The following is a 14,998-nucleotide window of genomic DNA, read 5'->3' as shown; positions in this document are numbered from 1 at the left end:
GCCGCAAATGTCATGGCCAACGATAATCCAGCCCCTCCCCTAACCCCTCCCGCAAGCGGAAGGGGAATCGAAGCAGCCCTTCCCGAACGGCTTGCCCGAGCTATTGCGCTCGCGGGACCGATCCCCGTTGCGCAGTATATGGCGGCGGCCAACGCGCACTATTATGCGACGCGTGATCCGTTGGGGGCTGCGGGGGACTTCACGACCGCGCCTGAGATCAGCCAGATGTTTGGCGAGCTCATCGGCCTCTGGTGCGCCGACCTGTGGGACCGAGCCGGGCGCCCGGACGTGGCGTGGGTCGAACTCGGGCCGGGCCGGGGGACGCTGGCCGCCGATGCGGGGCGCGCGATGGAGAAGGCCGGGCTTATGCCGTCCGTGCATTTCGTCGAAACCAGTCCGGCGCTGCGGAAGGCGCAGGCCGAACGCGTGCCCGCCGCCATCTGGCACGACGCGATCGACACGCTGCCGACCGATCGCCCGCTGATCGTCGTCGCCAACGAGTTCTTCGACGCGCTGCCGATCCGGCAGATCGTCAAGCGCGAGCAGTGGCACGAACGGCTCGTCGCCGCGCAGGACCTGCTGTTCCTGCCGATCGCGGGCAAGCCGCTGCCCGACGCGGTGATCCCAGAACCGTTCCGCGATGCCCCCGCCGGTTCGATCCTCGAGACGTCGCCCGCCTCCGTCACCATCGTTCGCGGCCTCGCCAAGCGCATCGCCGCGCAGGGCGGCGCGTTGATCGTGGTCGACTATGGCTATGAAGGCCCGGCACTCGGCGACAGCTTGCAGGCGGTGCGCGGCCATGCGTTCGCCAATCCGTTCGAGGCACCCGGCGAGCATGACCTGACCGCGCATGTTGACTTCACTACGCTCGCCGCCGCCGCGCAGACCGAGGGGGCGGTCGCCTGGGCCCCGGTGAGCCAGCGCGATCTGCTCGGTGCGCTCGGGATCGACCCGCGGACGTCGGCGCTCGCCAAGGCGTCGCCCGCGCGGGCCGAGTCATTGGCTACGGATCGGAGGCGGTTGATGGACGACATGGGTGTTCTCTTCAAAGCGCTGGCGGTTACCGCGCCCAATTGGCCAACCCCGTCGGCGTTTGCATGATCGCCTATCGCGATGCCGTGCCCGCCGATGGCGCAGAACTGGCCGCGATGGCGAAGCGGTCGTTCACCGATACGTTCGGCACGCTGTACCGCCCCGAAGACCTTGCCACGTTTCTCGACCAGACGTTTGGGGCGACGGGGCTGCCAGCGCAACTGTCCTACCCCGTCTACACGGTCCGCGTTGCCGTGGACGATGCTGGTGGGATCGTCGGGTTTGCTAAGATCGGGCCTGTCGCGTTTCCGGGCGAGTGGCCTGAGACCGCGATCGAACTTCACCAGCTTTATGTGCGCGGCGATCAGCATGGCGCGGGCGTCGGGCCTGCGCTGATGGATTGGGTGATCGATGCCGCACATGCGGATGGCCGGACGGAACTGGTCCTCAGCGTGTATGTGGATAACGCGCGCGCGATCCGGTTCTACCAGCGCTACGGCTTTGTGGAGATCGGGCGGTATGTGTTCATGGTCGGCGAGCAGCCGGATGATGACCGAATCATGCGGCTGGTGCTGTGATGATCGTTAGTGCATCGAATCGGTACCACCCTGGCGGAGGCCGGGGCCCAATTGGCAAGGTCGTGGTAACGATGCGCAGTTCTCCGTCAGCGGCGTTTCCCATTTGGGCCCCGGCCTTCGCCGGGGTGAATCTATGGGGAGGGCGGTTGATATGACCATCGACGTCATCCGCGCGAAGGCGCTCGGCGATATTCCCCACGGCTTTCTCGACCGTCGCGGGGGCGTCTCGACCGGCGCGTATGCGAGCCTCAACGTCGGCATCGGCTCCGACGACGATGCGGCGAACATCGCCGAGAATCGCCGCCGTGCGACCGAGGTAGTCCTGCCGGGTGCGAAACTCGTCGGGCTGTATCAAGTCCATTCCGCCGACGCGGTCACCGTGATCGAGCCGTTCGACGATGCGATCCGCCCGCATGCCGATGCGCTGGTAACCAACCGCCCGGGCCTCGCGCTTGGTATCCTCACTGCCGATTGCGCGCCCGTCCTGTTTTCCGACGCGCAAGCCGGTATCGTCGCCGCGGCCCATGCCGGTTGGAAAGGCGCGCTGGGCGGCGTCACCGATGCGACGATCCTGGCGATGGAAGCGATCGGTGCACACCGCGACCGGATCGTCGCCGCGGTCGGGCCGTGCATCGCGCGCGCCAGTTATGAGGTGGACGACGCCTTCATCCGCCGGTTCTGCGAGGCGGATCCGGAGAATGAACGCTTCTTCGCCGACGGCCGTGCGGACCATTATCAGTTCGATCTCGAAGCCTATGTCGTCAGCCGTCTAGCGATCGCCGGGATCGGCCGGATCGAGGCGCTGGGGCTCGATACCTACATCGATGACGAGCGCTTCTTCAGCTATCGGCGCGCGACTCATAGCGGCGAACCCTCTTATGGGCGCCAGATCAGCATCATCGGGCTGTAACGGGGGCTGTAACGGCTCCCAAAGCCCGCGTCGGTCGTTTAGGCTTCGCAAATCGGTCCGCGCCAGACGGGCCAGGCAGGAGTTTATTGATGTCCGATACCTCGAATACCGCCGGTGCCGTACCCGCTGAAACCGAAGCAGACCTGACCGGAGTCGCGGCACGCGTTGCGCCGAAGCCGTCAATTGGCGAGATCGGTGGGCGCAAGCTGAAGCCGTCGACGCTGATGATGGGCCACGGTTATGACCCCGCTTTGTCGGAAGGTTCGCTGAAGCCGCCGATCTTCCTCACCTCGACGTTCGTTTTCCCCAACGCGGCGGCGGGCAAGCGCCACTTCGAGGGCGTCACTGGCAAGCGGCCGGGTGGCGCCGAGGGCCTCGTCTATTCGCGCTTCAATGGGCCGAACCAGGAGATCCTCGAGGATCGCCTCGGCGTGTGGGAAGAGGCGGAGGACGCGCTTGCCTTCTCGTCGGGCATGTCGGCGATCGCCACGCTGTTCCTTGCAATGGTCAAGCCGGGTGACACGATCGTCCATTCCGGGCCGTTGTACGCAGCGACCGAGACGCTGATCGGTCGCGTGCTCGGCAAGTTCGGGGTGAAGTGGCTCGACTTCCCGGCGGGGGCTACGCGCGAGGAGATCGACGCGGTGATGACCGAGGCGGCGACCGGCAACGTCGCGCTGATCTATCTGGAAAGCCCGGCGAACCCGACCAACGCGCTGGTCGACGTCGAAGCGGTCGCGGCTAGCCGTGACGCCATCTTCAAGGGGGAAAAGCCGCCGATCGCGATCGACAACACGTTTCTGGGGCCGCTGTGGTTCCAGCCGCTCAAGCATGGCGCGGATATCGTCGTCTACTCGCTGACGAAATATGTCGGTGGGCATTCCGATCTCGTCGCGGGCGGCGTGCTCGGCACGAAGGAGCATATCAACACGATCCGGACGATGCGGAACACGATCGGGACGATCACCGATCCGAACACCGCGTGGATGCTGCTGCGGTCGCTGGAGACCTTGGAACTGCGGATGAGCCGTGCGGGCGAGAATGCGGCGAAGGTCTGCGGTTTCCTCCGCCATCATCCGAAGGTCGAGCGGGTCGCGTATCTCGGTTTTCTCGAGGACGAGCCTGGCATGGAGCGGCAGGCGGACATCTATCGGCGCCATTGCACCGGTGGCGGCTCGACCTTCTCGTTGTACCTCAAGGGCGGCGAGCGCGAGAGCTTTGCGTTCCTCGATGCGCTGAAGATCGCCAAGCTGGCAGTGTCGCTGGGCGGGACCGAGACGTTGGCGAGCCATCCTGCGGGCATGACGCATCTGTCGGTGCCCGACGCGCGGAAGCAGGCGCTGGGGATTACGGACAACCTCGTCCGGATCTCGATCGGGGTGGAGGATCCGGACGATCTGATCACCGATTTCGAGCAGGCGCTGGAGACGATCTGACTCTCAAAGGGCATCTGCCGCTCCTTGTTCGCCCGCGAAGGGTCTCCCTTCAAAGTAATACTTTGAAGGGGCCCTGACGGCGGGAGCCCAGTATGGGTCCCCGCCTTCGCGGGGGAAACATGCTGCTTTCTGGTTTTGGGGTGAAGTCTGCCTCCCGACGCGCTAGCACCCGCTAATGCCGATCTTTACCCCCATCCCGCAGCACGAGTTCGTCGCCGCGATTCATGTCCTCGCTGCCAAGCTGGTCGAGGACACCGCGTGGAAGCCCAATTTCATCATCGGCATCGGTCGCGGCGGGCTCGTGCCGGCGGTGTTTCTCAGCCACGCTATCGGCCTGCCGACGCTGTCGGTCGATTATTCGAGCCAGGTGAAGGACTTCGCCGACGAGCCGCTGATCAAGCTCGCCGCGCGCACCCGCGAGGGCGAGCGGCTGCTGTTTCTCGACGACATCAACGATTCGGGGCGGACCATTACGCATCTGCGCGGGGCGCTTGCCGCCGCGGGAGCCGTGGAAGGATCGGTGCGGTTTGCGATGCTGATCGACAATGTCAGCTCGGCGGAGAGGATCGAGTATAGCGCACGGGTCATCGACCGGACCGTGACGAAGGACTGGTTCGTGTTTCCGTGGGAAGCGGTCGCGCCGGCTTCTGCGATCGCGGAGGATGCGGCCGAGGTGCCTGAGCGAATCGCTTAGGCGGCAGACGAACAAAGGGCCGGTTTCCGAACGGGAAACCGGCCCTCGCCCTCGATACGCTACGCGAGGGAACTGGGAAACTGGTGGGCTTCAGCCGGGCACGACGTCGGCAAAGCCGTCGTTGGTTGGGTCAGGCTAGGCCTGCCCGCCGTCCGTGCTGGCGCTTGCTCGCTTTCGCTTGCAGCGGACCGGGCGTTGCCGGGCTTAGCGCCGGCAATACCGGGGGTTATCCGACTTATCGATCGCGTTGCCGGCGAGGCCACCGCCCGCTGCGCCAAGTACTGCGCCGAGCGTACGATCACCGCGACCGGCGATGGTGTGGCCGAGCAGACCGCCGGCGAGCGCGCCGATGACCGTGCCACCGGTGTTGTCGCAACCGCGACGGTTGCGCGCGTTGTAGCGACGGTCGTTGCCACGATATTCGCGGTAGCCCCGGTCGTCGCCACGGTACCCGCGATAGCCATTGTTCTGATAGCCATCGTAGCCACGCTCGTAGCGCGAGCCATAACGCTGCGCTTCGGCGGCGGCCGGGGCGAGGGCGGTTGCACCCAATGCGAGGACACTGGCGGCGAGGGTAAAAGTCTTGAACATCGTGCGTCTCCCGTTGGGGATTTCGGCGGCGGCGTCGGCCGTGCTTCCATCCTCGATAAGACGCTTATGAGCGATTCGCATTGAGCCGAGCCTGAATGCGACCGTTATCCGCCGTTCATGCTTCCGTGCGCGTCACGAGCCCCTATGAGGGCGCGATGCGGCGCCTGCTCACCATCCTGTTCGTCGGCGTCAGCGTCTGCGCGATCGTGCCGACCTGGTCGGGGGAGGCGCGGCTCGACCTGCTCGGCAAGCGGGCACAGCTTACCGCGACGCGGGTGATGCTCGATCGGACGAATCCGCGACATGTCCGGGTCGGGGGGCTGACCTATCTTGGCGGCGTGGCGCTCGCCAGCCGCGACCGGGCGTTCGGCGGGTTCTCGTCGCTCGACGTTACTGCCGCGGTCACCGGGAACCGATTCACGCTGCTCAGCGATGGCGGCAATGTCGTCCAGTTCGACATGGGGCCGAACTGGCGCCCGCACCGCATCGCCTTCACCAACCTGCCCGCCGGCCCCGGCATCGGCTGGGAGAAGCGCGACCGCGACAGCGAATCGATGGCGATCGATCCGAAGACGGGCAAGATCTGGGTCGGCTTCGAGGACAGCAATTCGATCTGGCGCTATTCGCCCGGGTTCGCGCGGTACGAAGCGCGAGCGAATCCCGAGGCGATGCACAAATGGCCGGCGAACGGCGGCCCCGAATCGCTGGCCCACCTGCCCGACGGTCGATTCGTCGTCATCAGCGAGGAAGCGCATGCGCATCGACCGGATTGGACCGGGTCGGAGGAGGAGCGACTGCACACGCGCCAGGCGCTGATCTTCGCGGGCGATCCCATCGGTGCGGCGCCACCGTCGCGCTTCGCCTACGAGCCTTATGGCCGGTATGATCCCGCGGATGTCACGGCATTGCCGAATGGCGATCTGCTGGTGCTCGACCGTGGGTTCCGCCTGCCGTTTACGTTCTCGGCACGGATATCGCGGGTCGCAGCGCAGGACGTGGCAGCAGGGCGAATCGCCAAAGGGCGATTGATCGCAACGATCGACGCGCCGCTGATCCACGATAATTTCGAAGGGATCGACACGACGGAGGAGAATGGCGCGACGATCGTCTGGATGGTGTCGGACGACAACCAGATGTTTCTGCAGCGTACGCTGCTGCTGAAGTTTCGGCTGGATCGCTAGGTCTACAAACGCCGACGGCCCGCCCTGCGAGGTGCAGGGCGGGCCGCGGTGATCGCAGTATGACGTCGCTGTTAGGCAGCGACGGCCGAGGCTGCGATCTTCTTGACGACTTCGCGCTTCAGGCGGCGAACGCGGAGCGACAGCTTGTCGTCCGAGACCTTCACCAGCCAGTTGTCGAGGCCGCCATTGTGCTCGACGGTGCGCAGGCCGTGCGTCGAGACGCGCAGCTTGACGCCCTTCTCGAGCGAATCGGAGAGCAGCGTGACGTTCTGCAGGTTCGGCAGGAACGTGCGCTTGGTCTTGTTGTTGGCGTGGGAGACGTTGTTCCCGACCATCCGGCCCTTGCCGGTCAGTTCGCAGATGCGCGACATGTGATTACCTATTCAAGTGTCGGGAGAACCCCGGAAAGGCGCGCGAATAGCTGGCACGCCGGCTTTCGTCAACCGATTCACGCAATGCGGGTCTTGCGACCGACCCGAAACGCGTCTTGCAACCGGCTGCGTTCGCGGACGTTGTTACGCTATCGAACTGTTCAAGAAAAGGGGATGTCCTATGCGTACGCTCTTGTCGCTGCTCGCAATCGTCGTGCTGGTCGTGGTCGGCCTGATGTATTTCGGGATCATCAACGTCGATCAGACCCGCCAGGGCGTCGTCCAGGCGCCGAAGTTCCAGGCCGACGTTGCCAAGGTCACGCTGGGCACCGAGAACAAGACCGTGGCCGTGCCGACGATCAACGTCGAGAAGCCGGCCAACAGCCAGGCGCCGAACTGAGCTTTACGGAACGCGGGCGGCGGGGCAGGGCCTGAGGCCATGTTCCCCGTCCCCGAACCCATGCGCCGCGCGCTCGACGCGGCACGCGATGCGGCGCTGGCTGGGGAAGTCCCGGTTGGCGCCGTTGTCGTGAAGGACGGCGTTATTATCGCGGTGGGCGCCAATGCGCCGCGGGCGTTGTGCGACCCGACCGCGCATGCCGAGATCCAGGCGATTCGCGCGGCGGCGTTGGCGTTGGGCAGCGATCGGCTCGAAGGTTGCGATCTATGGGTGACGCTCGAGCCTTGCGCGATGTGTGCCGGGGCGATCGCGCATTCCCGGATCGCGCGGCTCTATTATGGGGCGCCCGATGCGAAGGGCGGGGCGGTGGAGCACGGACCGCGGTTTTTTGGTCAGCCGACGTGCCATCATCGGCCCGAGATCTACCCGGGAATTGCCGAGACCGAGGCGGCGAGGATCCTGCGGCAGTTCTTCGCGAACCGTCGGTAGGTCACCTCGGTCGCGCTCGGCCTCACGCCCCCTTCCCATTTCGCCCTGAGCGAAGTTGAAGGGTGTGCCCCAAGTGAAGGTGCTTCGACTTCGCTCAGCACGAACGGGAAAGGGGTGTGGCTTTCCGATCTCCCCGAGAGCGTTACCCCTCCAGGCTCTTCGAAGCCTGCTCGAACAAGTCCTTCGATAGCCCCGGCGTCCGCACGATCCGCTCAAGTTCCGCGCGCATCAGCCCAGCGCGCGCTGCATCGAACCGGCGCCAGCGACCCAGCGGCGGCAGGAGCTTCGCCGCGGTCTGCGGGTTCAGGCGGTCGAGTGCGATCAACTGGTCCGCGAGGAAGCGATAGCCACTCCCGTCGGCGTTATTGAACGCCCGCTGGTTCGCGCCGAACGCGCCGATCAGCGAGCGGGCGCGGTTGGGGTTGGTCAGGGTGAAGTCGGCATGCTCGACAAGCGCGGCAACGATCGCGCCGGTATCGTCGCGCGACGACTGCGCCTGCGCCTGGAACCACTTGTCCAGCACCAGCGGATTGTCGCAATATTGGCTGTAGAAGATGTCGAGCGCGGTGGTGCGGATGTCGGATGTGCTGCTCACCAGTGTCGTCAGCGCGCCCATACGGTCGGTCATGTTGTCCGCCGAATCGACCTGCGCGAAGGTGAGATTTGCCGCATCCGCCGCGCCGCTCGCCGCGATATAGCCGAGCGCGACCGACCGCAGGCGACGCAGGCCCTTGCCCTCCGGCGTATAGGCGTAGGACTGGCCCTCACCCCGCGCGTAAGCCTGACGCCACTGCGTTTCGAGCTGCGTCCCTAGGTCGCGGCGCAGCGCCTCGCGGGCGCGGAAGATTTCCTCGGGATCGACGACGGCCATCTGGTCGCCGATGAAGCTCTCCGACGGCAGCAACACCGCCTCTGCGACGAACGCCAGATCGAGATCGGTGTCGGCGAGCGTGTTCGCCACCGCAGCGATCACGCCTTCGTGATCCACGCGCCCCTCGACCGACGCGACCAGCGTATCGAGCATCAACTGCTGCATCGCCTCGTAGCGCGCGAACGGATCGTCGTCGTGCGCGCTGAGGAAGGCGAGATCGGCGGCGGTGCGGTCGCTCTCGACCACCACGGGGGCGGAGAAGCCGCGGTTGATCGACAGCACCGCACGTTCGACGAGGCCCTCGAACACGATCGTGTCGAGCGTATCGTCGAACAGGACGAGGCGCTCGTCGGTCAGTGGCGTGCCCGACTCCGCGCCGAACAGCTTGATCCGCAACGGCAGGACCATTGGCGATTTCACCGGTTGGCCCGGTGTGGCTGGCACCTGCTGCGCGAGCTGCAACGTCGCGCGGTCGCCGTCCTGCGAGAGGCTGGCGGAAACGCGCGGCGTGCCAGCTTGCGAATACCAGAGGCGGAACTTGGTGAGATCGACCTTGCCGCCTTCCTCCATCGACGTGACGAAATCCTCGCAGGTGGCCGCGGTGCCGTCGTAGCGATCGAAATACAGGTCGGTGCCGGCGCGGAAGCCCTGCGGTCCGAGGATCGCGGCCATCATCCGGATCAGCTCGGCGCCCTTGTTGTAGATCGTGGCGGTGTAGAAGTTCGAGATCTCCTGGTAGGATTCCGGGCGTACCGGATGCGCGAGCGGGCCCGAATCCTCGGGGAATTGCGAGGCGCGCAGGCCACGGACGTCCTCGATGCGCTTGACCGCGCGCGAACCCTGGTCGGCGGAAAACCCCTGGTCGCGGTAGACCGTGAAGCCTTCCTTCAACGACAGTTGGAACCAGTCGCGGCAGGTGATCCGGTTGCCCGACCAATTGTGGAAATATTCGTGCGCGACGACCGCGGCGATCGCGTCATAGTCGTAATCGGTCGCGGTATCCGGGTCGGCCAGGATGTAGCGCGAGTTGAAAATGTTGAGGCCCTTGTTCTCCATCGCGCCGAAGTTGAAATCGTCGACCGCGACGATGTTGAACACGTCCAGGTCGTACTCGCGGCCGTAGGTCGTCTCGTCCCACGCCATCGCGAGTTCGAGCGCCTTGAGCGCGTGGTCGGTCTTGGGCAGGTCGGCTTCACGCACCCAGATGCCGAGCGACACCTCGCGGCCCGACATCGTCGTGAAGCTGCTGCGGTTGACCGCGAGATCGCCCGCGACCAATGCGAAGAGGTAGGAGGGCTTGGGGAACGGGTCGTGCCAGGTCGCCCAGTGGCGGCCGCCGTCGAGGTCGCCCTGCGCGACCGGATCGCCGTTCGCTAGCAACACCGGGAAGTGCTTCTTGTCCGCGGTCATCTTGACCGAATAGGCGCTGAGCACGTCGGGACGGTCGGGGAAATAGGTGATGCGGCGGAACCCTTCCGCCTCGCACTGGGTGCAGAGATTGCCGCCCGACGCATAGAGCCCCATCAATTGCGTGTTGCGATCGGGGGCGATCTCGACCTGCGTCTCGACGACGTGCGCGTTGCCGGCGAGCGGAATGACGAGCTGTTCGCCGTCGATCCGCCAGTCATTGATCGCGACGCTGTCAACCGTGACCGACAGCGGTTTCTGGCCCGCGCCGTCGAGCCGCAGCGGTGCGACGTGATCGCCGTTGCGCGTGACCAACAGCGTTGCCGTGACTCGCGTGGTGGACGGATCGAGGTCGAACTCCAGTTTCGTCTCGGGGACCAGCCACTCGGGCGGGGTATACTCCTCGCGGCGAATGACGAGCGGGTGGGCGAGACTGTTGTGGATGTCGAGCATATGCTTGCGAATATAGGGCAGCGGCCGTCTATCGCCAGCCAAAGCTTGCGCAGGTGTCGGTGCATGCTACGCCGCTGCAACACGTTCCCTTTGCAAGGATTTCCGGATGTATCGTCCTCTCGGCGCGCTCGCGGTGCTCGCGCTTTCTACGTCTGCGCTGGCTCAGACTGCGCCCGTTACGGCTCCGAATATTGCCGAGTTGAACGCCAAGCTCGCAGCCCCGCTGCCCGCCGATCAGGCGGCGATGAAGGCGCACGTGCTGTTCCTCGCGTCGGATGCGATGAAGGGGCGTGAGGCTGGCAGCCCTGAGTTCGATATCGCTGCGCAGTATGTCGCCGCGCAATTCTATGCGGCTGGGCTTCGCCCCGGTGGCGATCAGGGCGGCTATCTCCAGAAGGTGCCGCTGGTCAGCTACAAGGCGGCGAGCAAGGGCGACTTCGTCTGGACCGGGCGCGGGGCCGCGCAGCCGCTCGTGTTCGGTCAGGATTACGTGCCTGCCGCGAACGGCGCGAAGGCGGAGACCAGCGTTTCGGCGCCCGTCGTGTTCGTCGGCTACGGCATCGAAGCGCCGCAATATGGCCAGGACGATTACAAGGGCGTCGACGTGCGCGGCAAGATCGTCGCCCTTTTCGGTAGCGTGCCGACGCGGTTCGCCGGCGAGGAGCGCGCGTTCTTCGGGTCGGCCAGCACCAAGACGCGGATCGCCGAGGCCAAGGGCGCGGTGGGCGTGATCCTGCTCGAAAGCCCGCGCTCCGCCAAGGTTCGGACGTTCGCCAAGACGGCCGAGTTCTATGCGACGCCGCGGATGACGTGGGCGAACCCCGATGGCACTGGCAAGGTCGATGCGCCCGGGGCGCCGTCGCTCGGGACGGTCAGCATGGTCGGCGCGGCCAAGCTGTTCGCCGGTGCGAAGACGCCTTGGAGTCGGATCGTCAAGCAGGCGGACAGCGACAACGCAAAGTTCAAGTCGATGCCGCTGGTCGGCACGCTCACCGTCGCGACCAAGACAAGCTTTGTGCCCGCCGCCAGCAGCAACGTCGTCGGCGTGATCCCCGGCAGCGATCCGGTGGTCGGCAAGGAGGTCGTCGTGCTGTCGGCGCATCTCGATCACATCGGCATCACGAAGCCGGTAAAGGGCGACGCGCTGAACAACGGCGCGCTCGACAATGCGATCGGTATCGCCAGCCTGATCGAGGAGGCCAGGCGTTTCACGGCCAGTGGGCAGGGGCCCAAGCGCACGATCATGTTCCTGGCGGTCACCGGCGAGGAGAAGGGGCTGGTCGGTAGCGATTACTTCACCAACCACCCGACCGTGCCGCTGACCTCGATCGTCGCGGACGTGAACCTCGACATGCCGATCCTGACCTACAAGTTCGAGGACATGGTCGTGTTCGGCGCCGAGCGTTCGACGATCGGCCCGATCGTGCAGAAGGCGGTGGCGGCGATCGGCGTCGGCCTGTCGCCCGATCCGATGCCGGAGGAAGGCATCTTCGTCCGCTCGGATCACTTCCGTTTCGTCCAGAAGGGCATCCCTTCGGTGTTCCTGTGGCCTGGTCAGAAGGGGCCGGGCAAGGCGGCGGTCGCGTATTTCATGGCGAACAATTATCATAAGCCGTCGGACGACCTGACGCAGCCGATTCTGTGGGATCAGGGCGTGCGGTTCGTCGATGCGAACTACCGGATCGCGCGCGAGATCGCCGACGGCGCGCAGCGGCCGGTGTGGAATGCGGGCGACTATTTCGGGACGTTGTATAAGGGGCCAATGGCTGGCGCGGCGGTCGCGCCATGAGCCGGCTGCTGGTCTTCGGTCTCGGCTACACCGCTTCCCGACTTGCCGCGCGGCTCGCAGCGGATGGCTGGCATGTCGTCGGCATGACGCGGGACGGGCGCGGCGATACGCTCCGGTTCGACGATACGGACGCGGTGACGGCTGAGATTGCTGCGGCGACGCATATCCTGTCGTCGGTGCCGCCCGAGCATGAGGCGGACCCCGTGCTCGGGCGCTACGGTTCGCTGTTACCGCGGATGCGCGCGTGGATCGGGTATCTGTCGTCGACCGGGGTGTACGGCGATGCGCAGGGCGCGTGGGTGGACGAGACTGCGCCGATCGGTGGTGGTCGCCGGAGCGCGCGAGCGGCGGCGGATGCGGACTGGCTGGCCATTGGTGCGCGAACGTTCCGGTTGCCAGGGATCTATGGGCCGGGACGGTCGCCGCTCGACCGGGTGCGCGACGGCAAGGCGCACCGGATCGATCGACCGGGGCAGGTGTTCAGCCGCGCGCATGTCGACGATATCGTCTCCGGCGTGATCGCCGGGTTCGATGCGCCGGCGGGGGCGTATAACATTGCCGACGATGTCCCCGCGTCGCAGAACGACGTTGTGGCGTTCGCGGCGATGCTGCTGGGGATGCCCGCGCCGCCGTTCGTGACGCTCGAGGAACTCTCGGCGATGGGGCGCGGCTTCTATAACGAGAACCGGCGGGTGGCGAACGGCAAGGCGAAGCGGGTGCTCGGCTGGGCACCCGCCTGGCCCGACTACCGTGCCGGCCTGCGTGCGCTGAGCGCGATGACGAGCCCGATGCCGGACAATATCGCGCCGGCAACCGCCAGGGTCGACCAGTGATAGCGCTCGAAGATCGTCGATAGCAGCATCGCGATCACCGGCACGATCACGCCCGAATAGGCCGCCTTCGCCGGGCCGATCGCGCGGATGACGTTGAAATACAGCGGGAAGGCGAGCGCCGACGCGAACACGCCGAGATAGAGGATGCCCGCGACATAGCCGAAACGCGGCTCGAACACCGGCGGCCCGGTGGTGATCCACGCGAACGCCGCATCGAGACACGCGCCGATCAGCATCGCGATCGCGAGCGTCGGTGCCATCGGATAGCGCTTCGCGAACGCGCTGCCCTGGATGACGTTGGCGACCGACGCCGCCATCACGCCGCACAGCGTCAGGACGATGCCGATCGTCGCGGAGCGGGGGCCGTGTGGATCGACGTGTGCTTCGTTGATGAACAGGAGGGCGACGCCGGCCATCGCCACTGCGCAGCCGACCATAAGCTGTCGTCCGAGGCGTTGCTTCAGGAAGATTCGGCCGAAAATCGCGTTGGGGACTAGCAGGAGCGCGAACACCACCGCCACCAGCCCCGACGTCACATAATGTTCGGCGCGGTAGACGAAGTTGAAGTTGAGCGTGAACAGCGCGATGCCGATCACTGCCGCAAATGCGTAGCCGCGGGCGTCGAACTTGAAGCTCTCGCGCTTGATGCTCGCGTAGATCGCCATGGCGATGCCGGCGACGAGGAAGCGGTAGCTGATCGACCAGCTCGGCGGGACGACCGCGATCTGGTCGCGGATGACGAGCCAGGTCGAGCCCCAGATCAGCGTGACGATGCCGAACGGGATCAGCACGGCCGCGCGGGTCGACTGGGGAGGATCGGTTGGACCGGGAGTCATAACTCCCGGATCGCATCGGCGAGCAGGGCGACCGCGTCTGCGGGGCTGTCCCAGGCTGTAACGAGCCGGATTTCACCGGCCGCCCAGTCGTAGAAGTCGAAGCCTTTCGCGCGGAGGGCTGCGGCTTCATCCGGCGTCGCGCGGAGGAAGACCTCGTTTGCCTCGACCGGGTGGACGAGGCGGTTGCCGGCCGCGGCGGCGAGCTTGGCGGCGGCGTCGTTCGCGGCCTTGGCGTTGGCGAGCCAGAGGTCGTTCTCGAGCATCGCGAGGATCTGCGCAGCGAGGTAGCGGCCCTTCGACAACAATAGCCCGGCGCGCTTGCGGCGGTATTGCGTGACGGCGGCGAGGTCGGGCTTGAAGAAGACCAGTGCCTCCGCGCTCATCGCGCCGTTCTTGACGAAGCCGAAGCTCAGCGCGTCGACTCCAGCGCGCCACGTCATCTCGGCGGGGGAGCAGCCGGCGCGTGCCATCGCGTTGGCGAAGCGCGCGCCGTCCATGTGGAAGCCGAGCCCGCGGTCCCTGGCCAGCGCGCCGATCTCCGCGACCTCGTGGGGCTGGTAGACGCGGCCGTATTCGGTGGCGTTGGTGATCGAGATCGCGTGCGGCTGGACGCGGTGGACGTCGTCGGCGATCGCGTCGATGACGGTGCGGATCGTGTCGGGCGTCATCTTGGCGCCGTCGCCGTCGGCCAGGAACAGCTTGGCGCCGTGGGTGTAGAATTCGGGCGCGCCGCCCTCGTCGTTCTGGATGTGCGCGTCGCGGTGGCAGACGATGCCGCCGTGCGGGGGGCAGAGGGCTGCGAGCGCTAGGCAGTTGGCGGCGGTGCCGGTGGGGACCCAGAGGACGGCGACCTGGGTTTCGAAGAGGTCCGACAGGCGGCCGTCGAGCTGCTGGCTCCACGCGTCGCCGGCATAGGCGGTGTCGAGCGTGTCGGCGGCGGCGATCGCGGCCATGACGTGCGAGTGGATCGTGGCGGCGTTGTCGGAGAAGAAGCGCATGGGGAGGACATGCTGCGATGCGGTGGTGGCGTCAACGGGGGCTTCCGGTTGAGTTGCGACTCCACGCTTTTACTCTTCCACCCCGGCGGAGGCCGGGGCCCAATTGGGGGCGGTAAGTGGCGAAGGACC

Annotated in this window: 15 protein-coding genes; 10 read left to right on the top strand and 5 right to left on the bottom strand. The window is 66.1% G+C overall.

The genetic code is table 11. From position 1 onward, the window contains the following. Positions 1-12 precede the first annotated feature (12 nt). From VH567_RS05360 to VH567_RS05340, 5 genes are all read left to right on the top strand, one after another. Entirely contained in the window at positions 13-1,101 is a 1,089-nt protein-coding gene (locus tag VH567_RS05360; protein WP_423324983.1) for a class I SAM-dependent methyltransferase, read from the top strand. Continuing rightward, positions 1,074-1,610 carry a GNAT family N-acetyltransferase gene (locus tag VH567_RS05355; RefSeq protein ID WP_423323910.1) on the top strand — a complete coding sequence of 179 codons (537 nt, stop codon included), beginning with the start codon at positions 1,074-1,076 and terminating at the stop codon, positions 1,608-1,610. Before VH567_RS05360 ends, VH567_RS05355 begins: the two co-directional genes overlap by 28 nt. Before the next feature lie 151 nt (positions 1,611-1,761). Beyond that, the gene (pgeF, locus tag VH567_RS05350) at positions 1,762-2,520 is read left to right on the top strand and encodes a peptidoglycan editing factor PgeF (RefSeq protein WP_423323908.1); all 759 of its coding nucleotides are present in this window, start codon (positions 1,762-1,764) and stop codon (positions 2,518-2,520) included. Positions 2,521-2,609: 89 nt separating this feature from the next. Then, positions 2,610-3,956, top strand: a complete 1,347-nt coding sequence (locus VH567_RS05345) for a cystathionine gamma-synthase family protein (RefSeq protein ID WP_423323906.1) — start codon at positions 2,610-2,612, stop codon at positions 3,954-3,956. 175 nt (positions 3,957-4,131) lie between these two features. After that, positions 4,132-4,650 carry a phosphoribosyltransferase gene (locus tag VH567_RS05340; protein WP_423323904.1) on the top strand — a complete coding sequence of 173 codons (519 nt, stop codon included), beginning with the start codon at positions 4,132-4,134 and terminating at the stop codon, positions 4,648-4,650. A 204-nt stretch (positions 4,651-4,854) separates the two neighbouring features. Here the strand turns inward: VH567_RS05340 and VH567_RS05335 are convergent, their stop codons facing one another. Then, positions 4,855-5,241 carry a glycine zipper 2TM domain-containing protein gene (locus tag VH567_RS05335; RefSeq protein WP_423323902.1) on the bottom strand — a complete coding sequence of 129 codons (387 nt, stop codon included), beginning with the start codon at positions 5,239-5,241 and terminating at the stop codon, positions 4,855-4,857. Positions 5,242-5,396: 155 nt separating this feature from the next. Between VH567_RS05335 and VH567_RS05330 the strand changes: the two genes are divergently transcribed. After that, positions 5,397-6,422, top strand: a complete 1,026-nt coding sequence (locus VH567_RS05330) for an esterase-like activity of phytase family protein (RefSeq protein WP_423323900.1) — start codon at positions 5,397-5,399, stop codon at positions 6,420-6,422. 71 nt (positions 6,423-6,493) lie between these two features. On the opposite strand, the gene rpmB is transcribed toward VH567_RS05330, so the two are convergent. Further along, positions 6,494-6,793 (bottom strand): 50S ribosomal protein L28, encoded by a 300-nt coding sequence (rpmB, locus tag VH567_RS05325; RefSeq protein ID WP_056053386.1) that lies wholly within the window; start codon positions 6,791-6,793, stop codon positions 6,494-6,496. A gap of 181 nt (positions 6,794-6,974) precedes the next feature. On the opposite strand from rpmB, the gene VH567_RS05320 reads away from it, so the two are divergent. Continuing rightward, positions 6,975-7,193 carry a hypothetical protein gene (locus tag VH567_RS05320; protein WP_423323898.1) on the top strand — a complete coding sequence of 73 codons (219 nt, stop codon included), beginning with the start codon at positions 6,975-6,977 and terminating at the stop codon, positions 7,191-7,193. Positions 7,194-7,232: 39 nt separating this feature from the next. Beyond that, entirely contained in the window at positions 7,233-7,682 is a 450-nt protein-coding gene (locus tag VH567_RS05315; protein ID WP_423323896.1) for a nucleoside deaminase, read from the top strand. A 142-nt stretch (positions 7,683-7,824) separates the two neighbouring features. Here VH567_RS05315 and pepN read toward each other — a convergent pair whose 3' ends face one another. Beyond that, positions 7,825-10,413: an aminopeptidase N gene (pepN, locus tag VH567_RS05310; RefSeq protein WP_423323894.1), complete on the bottom strand. Its 2,589-nt coding sequence runs from the start codon at positions 10,411-10,413 to the stop codon at positions 7,825-7,827. 106 nt (positions 10,414-10,519) lie between these two features. On the opposite strand from pepN, the gene VH567_RS05305 reads away from it, so the two are divergent. Next, positions 10,520-12,202 (top strand): M28 family metallopeptidase, encoded by a 1,683-nt coding sequence (locus VH567_RS05305; protein WP_423323892.1) that lies wholly within the window; start codon positions 10,520-10,522, stop codon positions 12,200-12,202. Beyond that, positions 12,199-13,035: an NAD(P)-dependent oxidoreductase gene (locus VH567_RS05300; RefSeq protein WP_423323890.1), complete on the top strand. Its 837-nt coding sequence runs from the start codon at positions 12,199-12,201 to the stop codon at positions 13,033-13,035. Before VH567_RS05305 ends, VH567_RS05300 begins: the two co-directional genes overlap by 4 nt. On the opposite strand, the gene VH567_RS05295 is transcribed toward VH567_RS05300, so the two are convergent. Further along, positions 12,948-13,871, bottom strand: coding sequence for a DMT family transporter (locus VH567_RS05295; RefSeq protein ID WP_423323888.1), 924 nt, complete (start codon positions 13,869-13,871; stop codon positions 12,948-12,950). The two genes, VH567_RS05300 and VH567_RS05295, sit on opposite strands and share 88 nt — an antisense overlap. Further along, positions 13,868-14,869 (bottom strand): threonine aldolase family protein, encoded by a 1,002-nt coding sequence (locus tag VH567_RS05290; protein ID WP_423323886.1) that lies wholly within the window; start codon positions 14,867-14,869, stop codon positions 13,868-13,870. Before VH567_RS05290 ends, VH567_RS05295 begins: the two co-directional genes overlap by 4 nt. Positions 14,870-14,998 lie beyond the last annotated feature (129 nt).

This window comes from Sphingomonas sp. 4RDLI-65, from assembly GCF_049472435.1.
GTDB lineage: Bacteria > Pseudomonadota > Alphaproteobacteria > Sphingomonadales > Sphingomonadaceae > Sphingomonas.
Note: the sequence above shows the minus strand (reverse complement) of the source record. Positions and strands in the feature narration are given on the sequence as shown.